At 36.3% G+C, this 12245-nt stretch carries 11 protein-coding genes, 1 tRNA gene and 2 pseudogenes; 7 read left to right on the forward strand and 7 right to left on the reverse strand.

Annotation, left to right across the window (positions count from 1 at the left end; all coding sequences use genetic code 11):
* Positions 1 to 24 precede the first annotated feature (24 nt).
* The 3 genes from DB41_RS00705 to DB41_RS00715 all read right to left on the reverse strand — a co-directional run bounded on the left by DB41_RS00705 (position 25) and on the right by DB41_RS00715 (position 1443).
* Positions 25 to 660 (reverse strand): thiamine diphosphokinase, encoded by a 636-nt coding sequence (locus DB41_RS00705; RefSeq protein WP_039383291.1) that lies wholly within the window; start codon positions 658 to 660, stop codon positions 25 to 27.
* A 33-nt stretch (positions 661 to 693) separates the two neighbouring features.
* Positions 694 to 777 (reverse strand) — tRNA-Leu (locus tag DB41_RS00710).
* A gap of 54 nt (positions 778 to 831) precedes the next feature.
* Entirely contained in the window at positions 832 to 1443 is a 612-nt protein-coding gene (locus tag DB41_RS00715; RefSeq protein WP_039383293.1) for a hypothetical protein, read from the reverse strand.
* Positions 1444 to 1610: 167 nt separating this feature from the next.
* Between DB41_RS00715 and DB41_RS00720 the strand changes: the two genes are divergently transcribed.
* Positions 1611 to 2762 (forward strand): sulfite reductase flavoprotein subunit alpha, encoded by a 1152-nt coding sequence (locus DB41_RS00720; RefSeq protein WP_039383295.1) that lies wholly within the window; start codon positions 1611 to 1613, stop codon positions 2760 to 2762.
* An 89-nt stretch (positions 2763 to 2851) separates the two neighbouring features.
* On the opposite strand, the gene ispF is transcribed toward DB41_RS00720, so the two are convergent.
* Positions 2852 to 3349 carry a 2-C-methyl-D-erythritol 2,4-cyclodiphosphate synthase gene (ispF, locus tag DB41_RS00725; RefSeq protein ID WP_039383297.1) on the reverse strand — a complete coding sequence of 166 codons (498 nt, stop codon included), beginning with the start codon at positions 3347 to 3349 and terminating at the stop codon, positions 2852 to 2854.
* A 347-nt stretch (positions 3350 to 3696) separates the two neighbouring features.
* Here ispF and DB41_RS00730 point away from each other — a divergent pair, with 347 nt between their 5' ends.
* The 6 genes from DB41_RS00730 to DB41_RS00745 all read left to right on the forward strand — a co-directional run bounded on the left by DB41_RS00730 (position 3697) and on the right by DB41_RS00745 (position 8164).
* The gene (locus DB41_RS00730; RefSeq protein ID WP_039383298.1) at positions 3697 to 4713 is read left to right on the forward strand and encodes an alpha/beta fold hydrolase; all 1017 of its coding nucleotides are present in this window, start codon (positions 3697 to 3699) and stop codon (positions 4711 to 4713) included.
* A 169-nt stretch (positions 4714 to 4882) separates the two neighbouring features.
* Positions 4883 to 6316, forward strand: coding sequence for a UDP-N-acetylglucosamine 1-carboxyvinyltransferase (gene murA, locus DB41_RS00735; RefSeq protein WP_039383300.1), 1434 nt, complete (start codon positions 4883 to 4885; stop codon positions 6314 to 6316).
* Positions 6317 to 6699: 383 nt separating this feature from the next.
* The gene (locus DB41_RS11100) at positions 6700 to 6912 is read left to right on the forward strand and encodes an IS630 transposase-related protein (RefSeq protein WP_080502335.1); all 213 of its coding nucleotides are present in this window, start codon (positions 6700 to 6702) and stop codon (positions 6910 to 6912) included.
* The gene (locus DB41_RS12460; RefSeq protein WP_255350888.1) at positions 6905 to 7030 is read left to right on the forward strand and encodes a hypothetical protein; all 126 of its coding nucleotides are present in this window, start codon (positions 6905 to 6907) and stop codon (positions 7028 to 7030) included. Before DB41_RS11100 ends, DB41_RS12460 begins: the two co-directional genes overlap by 8 nt.
* Positions 7031 to 7039: 9 nt before the next feature.
* Complete coding sequence (locus DB41_RS00740) at positions 7040 to 7321, forward strand: transposase (RefSeq protein ID WP_039383302.1); 282 nt, start codon at positions 7040 to 7042, stop codon at positions 7319 to 7321.
* Between the two features lie 519 nt (positions 7322 to 7840).
* Positions 7841 to 8164 (forward strand): F-box protein, encoded by a 324-nt coding sequence (locus DB41_RS00745; RefSeq protein WP_255350889.1) that lies wholly within the window; start codon positions 7841 to 7843, stop codon positions 8162 to 8164.
* Between the two features lie 177 nt (positions 8165 to 8341).
* On the opposite strand, the pseudogene DB41_RS11105 reads toward DB41_RS00745, so the two are convergent.
* The 3 genes and pseudogenes from DB41_RS11105 to DB41_RS00775 all read right to left on the reverse strand — a co-directional run bounded on the left by DB41_RS11105 (position 8342) and on the right by DB41_RS00775 (position 11728).
* Positions 8342 to 9412 (reverse strand): annotated as a pseudogene (locus DB41_RS11105) (IS481 family transposase).
* Between the two features lie 176 nt (positions 9413 to 9588).
* Positions 9589 to 10300 (reverse strand): annotated as a pseudogene (locus DB41_RS12150) (IS5 family transposase); the annotation flags it as partial.
* A gap of 33 nt (positions 10301 to 10333) precedes the next feature.
* Positions 10334 to 11728 (reverse strand): hypothetical protein, encoded by a 1395-nt coding sequence (locus tag DB41_RS00775; RefSeq protein WP_039383308.1) that lies wholly within the window; start codon positions 11726 to 11728, stop codon positions 10334 to 10336.
* Between the last annotated feature and the right edge of the window lie 517 nt (positions 11729 to 12245).

Genomic DNA, 12245 nt, shown 5'->3' on the forward strand with positions numbered 1-12245 from the left:
AAAAATCTAATTTCTCTAAATAAATTAGGAGTTTTTATGAAGAAAGCATATTAAATCACCAGAAATTATATTAATTTCCACAGCGTTGCTATTACATACATTGGATAAACTCATAAATTTTTTGTCAAAATCAGCATTTTGCAACTCCCATTTAAGGCCCTGAGTTTGGATGCCATACACTGGAGATAAAGGAATTAAAGAGATTGTTTGCCCGATAAACGTCTTAATCCGGTTGTGTCCTTGTAAACAAAAAATAGTCTCCTTTTCCGATTCTATCATAAGCTGAGAAGGGTGACGAGACAGAAGGTACAGGGTATAAAGAAGATGATCACTGCGCTTTCCTAATACACCAAATAAAGCAATGGATTCTACTTTTTCCATTAAAAGCTTATGGATGGCTAACTCTAAATCACTTTCATTTTTATCTTCAGGATATTTTAAAAGGGGAAGATCTGCATATTGTTCAAGAACTTCTTTTTCTAAAGAGTCTAAATCTCCGATAAGAAGGCAAGGAGTGACTCCCATTTTCTGGCAATGTTTTAAGCCCCCATCTACGGCTATGATCTTTGAAAAAGAAGAAAGAAGATGCTTGGTCTGAGAATAAGAGGAAATTTCGCCATTAGCGACAATAGCTACTTGGGGAGATAAAGGGTAATCCATCCTTACTCATACATAAAAATTTAGCTAAAGGATTGCGGCCAAGATGACTCGAACATCCACAGGGTTACCCCTACTAGAACCTGAATCTAGCGCGTCTACCAATTCCGCCATGGCCGCTTAATGAACAGACATCGTATTAAAATAAGCTTATTTCCGTAAATGGAAAATATCTTATTTAAGAGAGAAGCAGCCTTTATTTAGATAAAGGGGCTCTATTATCAAATAGCTGTGATCAGGATTTTGAAGAATAGAAAATGTTTTTCCATCTTGTCTGACCAGCTTTCCTAGTCCCACTAATAAGTTATGCTGAAAATTTCCTGTTAGTTTATCTCCATTACTGTAAACAATCAATCCTCGACCATTTAATCTTCCCCCACGAAATTCGCCGGAGTAGGTGGTAAAGAAGAGAGTTTGAGTTTTTTCGTTTATCATTTCGTAGGTAAGCTTACCGATTCCTTCGGGAAGACCTGCTTTTAAAGGTCCTATATATTTGATGCCATTAGAGAGTAGTTTCCTGCTTTTTATTTCTTCTCCTTGCTTTAGGATGTCTTCAGGAGGCTTCAACGGTAATAATGGAGGCAGGGGAGTAGGCTCATTGCCTGCATTTTGGCTTGGATGGGAAGAAGCCTGAGACGAAAGTTGAGCAGCAGGTGGGTGAAGAGGCTCAGCAATGCCCCAAAAAAAAGTAGTCGTGTCTTTTGTTCTGGTGGGTAAAAAAGTGATATTCTTATCAACCGATTGATTGTTTGTAAAGTTTTTATAATCACAATTAATTAAACTCATAAAAACCAGTTATATTTTCTTATTATATTGAAAATAATAGTTGAAGAATTGTTAATTTTCAAGCAGATTATGAGAGGTAACTCATTTTTAAATAAGTTAGAATTTTGCTGAAAGCCAAAAAGAATTATGTTACCCTTTGTTGATTTTAACTTCTAAATACTAATTTTATGGAATCCTTAATCTACAATCGACATCATCCTTTTCTGGCCACAATCAAAGAACGTTATAATTTAACTCGAGAAGAATCTATAAAAAATACTCAACATGTGGTTTTAGATATTAAAGGATCAGGCTTGACCTATAAAGTGGGCGATAGCCTAGGTATTTTTCCTATCAATCCTCAAGATATAGTTAATAAAACACTTCTTGCTATGCGTGCCCAAGGTTCGGAATTGATAATTAGCAAGCATACAGGAAAGAGTATGTCACTGCGCGATTTTTTAACCACAAAAGCTAATGTGACCGACTTAAGCAAAAAGTTTTTGTCAATAATTGCTCAAGGGCAACCTAATCAGAAAAAAAGAGAAACGTTAGAAGCTGTTCTGGCAGAAGGCGCTCAAGAAAAGTTTAAAGCTTATTTACAGTCCCATGAGCTGTGGGATATCTTAGAAGAGAACAACGAAGTAGTTTTTTCTTTGCAAGAGCTATGCAATATGCTTATGCCCTTGCTACCTCGTCTATATTCTATTTCTTCTTCAATGTCGGCAGTAGGAGAAGAAGTGCATCTTACTGTAGGGGTATTAAAATATCATACCAATGGATATCAGCGGGTAGGGGTGTGCACGCATTATTTATGCGAAACAGTCCCTCTTCACCAGCCTGTTGTACCCATCTATATTCAACCTCATCATGGTTTTACACTTCCTTCTCACTCTGATACGCCTATTATTATGATTGGCCCTGGCACTGGCGTAGCCCCCTTCCGTGCATTCATGCAAGAAAGGATGGCGAAGGAGGCTCAAGGTAAAAATTGGCTTTTCTTTGGGGAGTGCAATCGCGCGACTGATTTTTATTATGCAGATTATTGGACAAGCTTAGAGCGGCAAGGTAAGCTCCGCTTAGATGTCGCTTTTTCACGTGATCAGCAGGAAAAAATTTATGTCCAACACCGTATGCTAATGCAAGGCGCTGACCTTTATCGCTGGATTAATGAAGGCGCTTACATTTATGTTTGTGGGGATGCTGCGCGTATGGCAAAAGATGTAGAATCTGCCTTGCATGAAATTATTCAAGTTCATGGTAAGAAAAGCGAAGCGGAAGCAAAAGCACTCGTTAAGCATTTGCGTAACGAAAAACGTTATCTTCGGGATATTTATTAACATTCTTATAAACAGCCTTCTCCAGCTCTTTAAAGAGGCTTAAGAAGTAGATTTAAGCCTTAGCTTATTTGAAAGTAGAAGGAAGGCACTCACGGAGATAAAGCTGTAGGCTGACAGGTGGTCACTATGGCAAAGCATTGGACCCCTTCGCCACAACCGAAGTCTGTCAAGCCTTCGCCTGAAGTTGCTGTTATTCCTACTTGTGATAACTCGATTTGCATGACGCGTGCAATGTTTTCCCTCATCGCTTGAATGCGATCTATAAATTTAGGCTTCTTACCTTCTAAGGTGATAGACACATGCGTAACTTTCTGAGCCCCTAATGTTTTTATAGCTTCAAGAAGATAAACTTCACTATCGGTAATTCCATCTTTTAAGCAAAGCTCATCGGCAATATTTCCTAAAATTAAGACTCCTGAGAGCGAGCTTATAGCATTACAGATGGCATGAAAAACAATATCACCATCAGAATTAGCATTAAATCCAGGGGTATGTTCAAAGATTAGCCCGGCAATAATGCAGGGTTTTGAGGTTTCAACCGGTAAAAAACGATGGCTATCTTGACCTATACCTGTTCTTACTATCATTTCTACCTCTTAATCGTTAATAGATGTGGCGTTATTTTAGAAATCTAAGAATTTGAATGAAACATTTTTTTGCTTTTTCTTAAATTAGAAAGGTAAGCTGAGCTTTTGGCTGGTTGCTATTCATAAAAGATCAAATAAGAAAAGGTAGATGAATGTTTAGAAATAGAAAAGGCAGTAAGCAAGGCTAGTTAACATTCTATAAACTTTCTAAAAAAATTACCTCTCTACTTATTAGGTAATAAGATTAAAGGTAAATGTTTGAAAGCCAATTTAAATTTATTAGAAATAAAAGTTCAAAATAAAAATATTTTCTAGTAAAATGGCCCCTCTTAAAGAAGGATCATGAAATGGCATCCCTAAATATTCACCGTCCCCCCCGATTACCGTGTAATCACTCCTTTATAAATGAAGGGAACCAAAAAAATGAAAAAGCAGCATTTTATTGGAAAATTAAGCATTTAGCTCTTTTAGCTTTAGCTACTTTATGTAGCCTGGCTACTTTGACAGGAGTGATAAATTTATTTTCTAGCACTTCATTCTCTGTGCTTTCTAAGTATACATTTATACTTTCAGCCGGCGCTTTAGGAGTTTTTCTGAGTGGAAATATGTTAAATTCGATGGCTTCTAGGCTTCCTCAATCTTTAGTTTCTTTGGCCAATTATATTTATTCTATTGTTTGTGAATTTTTTTCTTTGATAGCTTTAAATTTTTTACGTTTTGTAGATTTAGAAAAACGCGATCCTCATAAAGGAAATGAGCAACAACCTATTTTACTTATTCATGGACTTTATAGTAATAGTGGCTCATGGGCTTATTATCGTTACCGCTTCTCTAAAGAAAAATTAGGGCCTGTTTTTACGGTGCATCTAGGAAAGCCTTTCGAATCTATTGAAATCCATGCCGAAAAAGTCCGAAATAAAGTGCTAGAAATTCAAAGAGTGACAGGAAGGAATGATATTACACTTATTGGCCATTCAATGGGGGGGATCGTAGCCTGTGTCGCTGCTTCTAAATTGGCTGAATGTAATTTGCTAGTAACAGATATTATTACTTTAGGCTCTCCATTAAAAGGAGCTTTCTTGGCGGCTTGGGGGATAGGGAAGGCTGTTAAAGAAATGCATCCGCAAAGCGCTTTTTTAGCCAACCTTAGTAAGAGAATTTTAAATTTGCCCTCTACAACTCATTTTTTCCATATAGCTAGTAAAACAGATTTATTAGTTCCTCTTTCCAGTGCTTTATTTAATGAAACTATTTATACCAAACGATTAACACTTTCAAATGTAGGCCATTTATCCCTTTTATTTTCAGACTCGTTGATTGAAGAAGTGATAAATTATTACAAAATTCGACAAAATAAAGTGTAAAAATAGGTGCTTTATTTTATTTATCCAAAAAAATTAACTTTAATTCAGATTCTTATTGTATTTAAAAGTTTTTTTTGTTAATAAGATAATCAAAAAAACTACGAATAATCGAGCTTTTTTTCGAGCATTTAACAATAAATTAATTTTTACCTATGGTTGCATTAAAAACATGGAAATATTGAAAATTAAGGGCGGAACCCCTTTAAAAGGTCATGTAAAAGCAGCAGGTGCAAAAAATGCGATGACTAAACTGCTGGTAGCCTCTCTTCTCTCAGATAAAAAATGTCGCTTCTATAATGTTCCTAACATTGGGGATGTGGCGGTTACAGTAGATTTATGTAAAGAAATAGGCATGGATGTGCAGTGGGACCGGGTGAATGGGGTCATGGAAGTGATTACTAAAGAACTTAAAACTTCTTATATCCCTCAAAGGTTCTCTGGAGCCAATCGAATTCCTATTTTGATGATTGGAGCGCTATTGGGACGTACTGAAGAAGATATTATTGTGCCAACGGTGGGGGGATGTAATATTGGAATGCGCTTGGTAGATTTTCATATTGCTGCTCTAGAGAAATTAGGAGCTGTTATTGAATATAGAGGAATGAAGCGCGAAGGAGCTTATTTTGCTCATGCTCACAATGGCCTGAAAGGTACGCTAGTACATTTGCCTTTTCCGTCGGTAGGAGCTACAGAAAATACCATTTTAGCAGCCGTCACAGCTCGGGGCTTAACCACAATAAAAAATGCAGCCATTGAACCAGAAATTGTAGAATTAATTCTTTTTTTGCAAAAACTCGGTGCCATTATTACATTAGATGTGGATCGTACGATACATATCCAAGGTACACGACGATTTTATGAAGTGGAACATACCGTGATCCCTGATCGTATTGAAGCAGCTTCTTGGGGAATAGCAGCTATAAGTTCCAAAGGACGTGTTTTTGTGGAAGGCGCTCAGCATCAAAATATGATTACTCTTTTAAATAAGCTTAGAGAGGTAGGAGGAGGATTTGAAATTAAGAGTAATGGAATTGAATTCTACTATGACGGACCCCTTCAAGGCGGGCTCCACCTAGAGACAGACGTGCATCCCGGCTTCATGACAGATTGGCAGCAGCCTTTCGTTGTGCTGCTTACACAGGCGACAGGATCATCAGTGGTGCATGAAACTGTGTATGAAAATCGTTTTGGCTATACGGAGGTGTTGAAGGAAATGGGAGCTGATATTACGCTTTTTAGGCAATGTTTGGGTGGTAAAGAATGCCGCTTTGCTTCCCAAAGTTTTTGCCATAGTATTATAGTTAAAGGTAATACTCCTCTTGTTGCAAGAGATATTTCTGTTCCTGATTTAAGAGCAGGTTTTGCTTATGTAATGGCTGCAATTTTAGCTAAAGGAACGAGTGTAATTTCGGGATTGCATTTCTTAGACAGAGGCTATGGAGAGCTTTTTCAAAAGCTTGGTTCTTTAGGGGTAGATGTGACGCGTACGACGGAAAAGGAAAAAACTTTACAACCCGTGTCAAAAGAGGAGGAAGTAGCTGTCTTAGCCAAACCTATCAAAGAATTAAAAAAGAAAAAATTACCTGTTTTACAGACTATCTAAATTTTTCTAAAGGTTCTCAAGGAATATAGTCTAGCCTATAGATAGATATAAGCTAGATTTAATGAGAATTTTTCCTTAATAAGGATAGACCCATCTCTTTTCTCCTGGCAGCCTGCTGATGAGCTAGGCGATCATTCTTAAGACCTGTTTTAAGGCCGCAGAATAAAGTAAGCTAAAAAATTTAGAAGACATCATCCATCCAGGCAAACAATTTCCTAGGCAAAAGATCGAGATCGGTTTAAAAATAAAGCAAGGCTAGGTCAACCAAGCACCTTTATTAAGGTTTGGCGCAAGGCATGTCGGGCAGGGAAAGAATGAAAGCTTGTGTGTTGTATAGCTATTTAAATTTTATTTTTCTGACGATATAGGTATAATTAATTGGCATGATATATTCACACGATTTGAGAAAAAAAGCTTTGAATTATATAGAGAATGGCGGCTCAATGGCCCCAGCTAGTCATGTTTTTGGCGTAACAGTTCGCACGTTAACAAACTGGATTAAGCGGAAGAAACAAGGCTATTTAGCTCCTAAAAAAAGACGGCAGAGCCCCAGTAAAATTGATAGTGAAAAGCTAAAATGGAATTTACATGGATAAAAGCGGAATAAATGCCTACTTACAGCGCCAACATGCAAGATCACTTATAGGAGAAAAGATTTATGGTGCTATAGCAGGCCGTTCATTTGCTAGGGAAAGCTTTATAGCAGCTAAATAGAAGTCTAAAATTTTAGCTCCTTTTTGTTATACAGGTACTTGTAATTCACTCTTATTTAACTTTTGGCTAGAAAAAATATTGATATCCGAACTTAAAACAGGGCAGGTCCTGATTATGGATAATGCTACCTTCCATAAATCGCCAACCACTCATGAGCTTATCAAAAAGGCAGGGTGTGAGATTTTATTTTTACTGCCATATTCTCCCTCTTTTAACCCTATTGGAACCTTTTGGGCTAATTTTAAGAAGATTGTAGCAGCAAACTTAAATAAGTTTTCTACTCTTGCTTAAACCATTGATTATTCTTTTTTAAGTATATGTTAATGGCAAGAAATATAAAATTTAAATCACTATATGTGGAAAAAAGATCGGATAGGATGAATTATAAAAGTGCTTTAGATAAAGTTTTATCCAGGGGCTTAAGGCGAGATAGAAAGTAGCCTTAAGACATGTGGTAAAAAAGAGGCTGAAAAGAGCGGGAGCTTGGTAGAGGACAGAAAATGCTAATGCAATGCTGGATTTAAGAATGGGTAGATTAAATGGCCATTGGAAAGCTTACTGGAGTTCCTACAAAGCTGCTGCTTATAAAGGATTGCCAACACTTTTGTTTACGCTCGAAAGAACTGAACAATCAATTAAAAAATTGCTTTAAATTGATTTTTTGTTATACTAATGAGCCTAAAGCATGCCCTTATAATAATTAATCAAAAATTTTTAACTATGTCCTGTTTGTGGTCATTATTCAATCCATTCACTTGCATAAATCCAAACTCTTCACATTACAATATAATTAATTCTACGCCCATAGCCATGTTGCCCGAGGAATTGATCGTGCACATTTTCTCTTTTCTTTCAGCCACTAATCTTGCTACGGCCCAGCGCGTATGTAAGCACTGGAGAAAAATAGCAGAAGAAGACAGCCTGTGGCAAAGACACCATCAGAGACGTCTTGGTTGCAAGCCCCTTATGCGTATCTTTTCTAAAAGAGTACCTTACTCTTTTAAACAAAGCTATCTTATTTATTGCAAGAATGAAGCTGAATGTATACGATTTAAAGAAATGCTTGCTTTCAGCCATGATGAGAATCTAGCTTTCGAGCATCAACTATTAGAGCATTATATCTCTAAAAAGTGAGATATTGATGAAGGAAAAGACAACCTTTTTATCAAAGAATCCAGCTTAAATACAAAAAACATTTAAAAAACTCATAATATTTTAAGTATAAATAAAGCTTGGGAATAGGGAAATTGCATGAAGATTTTATTTACCATTTAAGCTGTCCTAGACAGCACTTGACCTGACAAACATGAGTTACCTGGCAGGTACTATTTCTGTCAGTTGTAACTTATCTAACATCTTTTCTTGCGCAAGATGTTTAGCATCTAAGAATATTTGTAAAGGTGTCTTGCCAAAACAATACTTTCCTGTATGTGTTCTCTCGTTATTATATTCATTCATCCATTTATCCACATCCTCTTGTAATTCTTCAACATTTTTAAACGCTTTCTTCCTAAAAGCTAGGGCATAAAATTCGTTCTGGATGGTCTGATGAAAGCTTTCGCAGATTCCATGGATTTAAAAGGTGTTGAGCTTTAGTGCGCGAGTGGTCAATGTCTTCAATGGCCAGATAAAGTTCATACTCATGATGCTCTCTTGTTCCGCAGTACTCGGTACTACGATTGGTCAATATTCTTAAGACACGAATATCTTGCTCTTCAAACCAGGGAATGACTTGATCATTTAAGCATATCTGCTGCTACCAACGCATTTTTCCTGTCATATAGTTTGACAAAAGCTACCTTAGAATAGGTATCGATCACTGTCTGTTGATAAATGCGTCCCACACCTTTAATAGTGCCTACGTAATAGGTATCTTGAGATAATAAATAGCCTGGATTTGCAGTTTCAATTTCGCCATGTGCTTCTTTTTCTTCCTTGGCTTTTTCAAGAGCTTTTAGTTGGTCCTCTGTTAATATCATTTCTTCCTAAAGCCATTTTAGCTTCCAATGCTTTGAGACGTTTTTGGAAAGTCTCAAAATTATATCTAAGCCAAACAGAACGCACACCTCCTGGCGAAATGAAAACTTCTTGTTTCTTAAGTTCGTTACATACTCTTAACTGTCCATAAGCAGGCTTTTAAAGAGCAAAATCAACCACAGCTTTTTCAATAGACTCATCCACCCTGTTTTTTATGCAGGGTTCTTTACGTGTCGTATCCTGAAGAGCTGCTCCTCCACCCGTTTCATAAAGTTCTTTAAATCTACACAAGCTATCTCTAGAATATCCCATCATTTTACATGCTTGGAATACATTCCCTCACGTTTGGGCTAGCTTTAAAACACCAGGTTTAATTTTTAATGACTTTCTGATGAGTTGCTGAATTTGACATTTTGACACTCCTTATTGGTTTAAGTCGCTCACTTCAACTTCCCTGCTATCACTTTTAATGAGCAACAGTGCTTCAAGCTTCGCGACTTATAAATCGTGTTTCCTTTATTTTTATCACAAATGTCAAATTAAGTCCTATCTATTACACATTAAAGAGTTGCTCAAAAGCGTATAGCATTTTCGTTAAGTACTCGCTCTTTAGAAAGCTTTTGGTTACTTTTTCTATCTTCTTGCGTCAAAGGATTCTTTTTGCTTCTTTTTTTAGACATTTGAGTTTTGAAATGTATTTTTTGTAGCCCCTGATATTCTGTATCCGTCAATAGAGTTATTGTCGAATGAATATGGGTTTTTGACTCTTTAAATAATCGAAAATCATGTCTTTTACCATTGCAAAACGCTGTGCAGATGATTTTCCGGCTCTTCTTATCTACAATCACTTGACTCTTTAGGGTATGCTTTTTCTTTTTTCCGAGTAAAAGTGTTTTTGCCTTTTTTTGGCCTTTCAATGGGCGTTTCTGTTGCATCGATTAATATTACATCATATTCAACATCCCTCTTTAAAAGCGCTTTACGCCCTGGCAAAGCAAAATCTGGGTGCTTTATTAACGTATCTTCAATCCATTTTATCGTCTTATAGGCTGTGCTTTCACTAACGCCATAACTTTGGCCAACATGAAAATATGTCCTGTATTCCCGAATGTATTCTAAAGTCATTAGTAGCATGTTTTCTAAGCCAAGTTTCTTTTTTCTCCCACTGTTAACTCTCCTGTTTTTAATCGATTGATCTAAAATGCCTACCATTTTATTAAAGGTTGTTCGCTTAACACCAGCTAGGCGACGAAATCTTTCATCATCTAAATCTTTTACTATTTCAAATTTCATTGTGCCCTCCCTCATTTTTAGGCACAACTATACTCATAAATTTAATTTCGAAAAAAATCTAGTGATTTTCAAGGCGACTGATTCCCCCTGAGGAATGGAAGTTGAAATTCTATCTAATTCAATTACCCTTAGTTGTTGCAGAGTATTAATGATCAAACTTTTACACATTTCATTTACTTGAATAAAGCCAAGTTGATGGCGATTGTTTTTAATTAAACTATTAATTTCTGTGAATTTCTTCCCAATATCTACAATTGACTTTATATTATTCAGTTCTTCTAACTTATTTTCGATCGATTGGTATATTGAATCATTAATTTGAAACATATTAGTTTCTTCTGAATCTTTCTCTTTCCCTTTAATTTTGCGCTCTGGTAAAGTCTCTATTTCCCCTAATTGTTCTCTTAGACTTTGATCATGTTTTTCCTCGCGCAAGTTGTCAGGAATTGCTCTAATTGCTGGAAGCCCCTCCTCTGGAGGAGGAGTTTCTAAAACAACATAGTGAAGATGAGTGTCTCGCGAAGTTCTTTTTACTAACCCATGATAAAGAGGTTGAATACCTTTTTTGATGTTAGTTTTCTCTTCTAATTCTGCGGAAGCGTGCAAGACTTTTAAATGAGATCTACCTGCAATTACTACCACTTTTTCGCACGATTGTAATGCACGGTTAATATTTGCCTCCCCATCTCGATTTCTCCTATCCAGAGGATGTACAGTTAAAGCTTGCAATATTTCACTAAAGTTATCCATAAAAGAATAGCTTTTAATAATGGAGTTAGCCTGCAAATGCTTAAGATCATAAGAAGTAAGACCCTTTTTATCTATCAATTTTGATAGATCGGCTTTTATTCCTTCGACTATTTCAGATAATTTCTCCGCATTCTGCTCCAAAATTCTAGCATATCCCTCCTCAATCATCTCTTCCTTTTTGGACCATAGAATCAATTTATTAATAGCCTCTTTCATCGTATCATGCATGTAAGATAGCCCCTCCACTTCACGTTCGCTTAGATATTGAGTCATTCCGTGCAGCATGTTAGAATATGTCCACTGGATTACTTGGTTTGCAAAAAGAGGCATAGATTTTCGAGATAAGGGGTTGTCCCAGCAGCCAAAAATCAAGCGGTCATTATATTCTCTTTTTATAGATCGAAATTCAACTGTTCTTGCCTCAGAAGCCTCTTCTGATTCGTCTAAAATTGCGATTCTATCTAGATCATTCTTAGCCAAATGTTCAAGCGCAATCGTATTTACAAGACTGCTAATCTCTGCTTGCGCAAAACCATGGCTTTCTCCAATCATGATAACATGCGCTCGCTTAACTTTATCAGCAGCTGATAATTCCACTTGTTCGCTCTCAAAATTGTTTTCTATTTCTCTAAAATATCCTAATTGCTGCTTTAAATGAAAAGAAGAGTCAGATTGCATAAAAAATCCTTAAATATTAAATATTTTATTAATTTAATAACAATGTTTTTTTACTGAAAAATTGAAATTTTACTTAATTATAATTTTTTAAATAAAAAGTGTAATTAACTTGTTGTTTTGTTAATTAACAAGTTGTGTTCCATAAGTTTTTTTTCTTCTTTCATCTATGCGAATTCTATGCCAATTGGGAATGGCTATTTTTTAACCTAAATTATGAGTTTTCTTAAGCGGCAATCATAAGGTCTGCTTTTTGGCCAGCAAGCTTTAAAGAAGGCCTTTTTGGCTGGCAATAATAAGCTGCTATTCCTGCCACTATGTTGGCTAAAAAATTCCTTAATTTGCTTAAAGAGAATATGCTGAATTTTAGAGACCTTTAGTAACCGTTTAAGGGGCTTTACACACGCTTTTTAAAAATAAACATGCTTTAGAAGAGAGAACCTGCCAGCCTGCTTGGCGACACTATAGGTATCTTAAATGGCATGGCATGCAAGGAGAGCTGCAAAACTTTAGCAATGAG

Source organism: Neochlamydia sp. TUME1, assembly GCF_000813645.1.
Lineage (GTDB): Bacteria > Chlamydiota > Chlamydiia > Chlamydiales > Parachlamydiaceae > Neochlamydia.

Coding starts and splice junctions, on each gene's coding strand:
- DB41_RS00730 (WP_039383298.1), top strand. CDS start 3,697: ATGGCATCCCTAAATATTCACCGTCCCCCCCGATTACCGTGTAATCAC.
- DB41_RS00715 (WP_039383293.1), bottom strand. CDS start 1,443: ATGAGTTTAATTAATTGTGATTATAAAAACTTTACAAACAATCAATCG.
- DB41_RS12460 (WP_255350888.1), top strand. CDS start 6,905: ATGGATAAAAGCGGAATAAATGCCTACTTACAGCGCCAACATGCAAGA.
- DB41_RS00720 (WP_039383295.1), top strand. CDS start 1,611: ATGGAATCCTTAATCTACAATCGACATCATCCTTTTCTGGCCACAATC.
- DB41_RS11100 (WP_080502335.1), top strand. CDS start 6,700: ATGATATATTCACACGATTTGAGAAAAAAAGCTTTGAATTATATAGAG.
- DB41_RS00775 (WP_039383308.1), bottom strand. CDS start 11,728: ATGCAATCTGACTCTTCTTTTCATTTAAAGCAGCAATTAGGATATTTT.
- DB41_RS00705 (WP_039383291.1), bottom strand. CDS start 660: ATGGATTACCCTTTATCTCCCCAAGTAGCTATTGTCGCTAATGGCGAA.
- murA (WP_039383300.1), top strand. CDS start 4,883: ATGGAAATATTGAAAATTAAGGGCGGAACCCCTTTAAAAGGTCATGTA.
- ispF (WP_039383297.1), bottom strand. CDS start 3,349: ATGATAGTAAGAACAGGTATAGGTCAAGATAGCCATCGTTTTTTACCG.
- DB41_RS00745 (WP_255350889.1), top strand. CDS start 7,841: ATGTTGCCCGAGGAATTGATCGTGCACATTTTCTCTTTTCTTTCAGCC.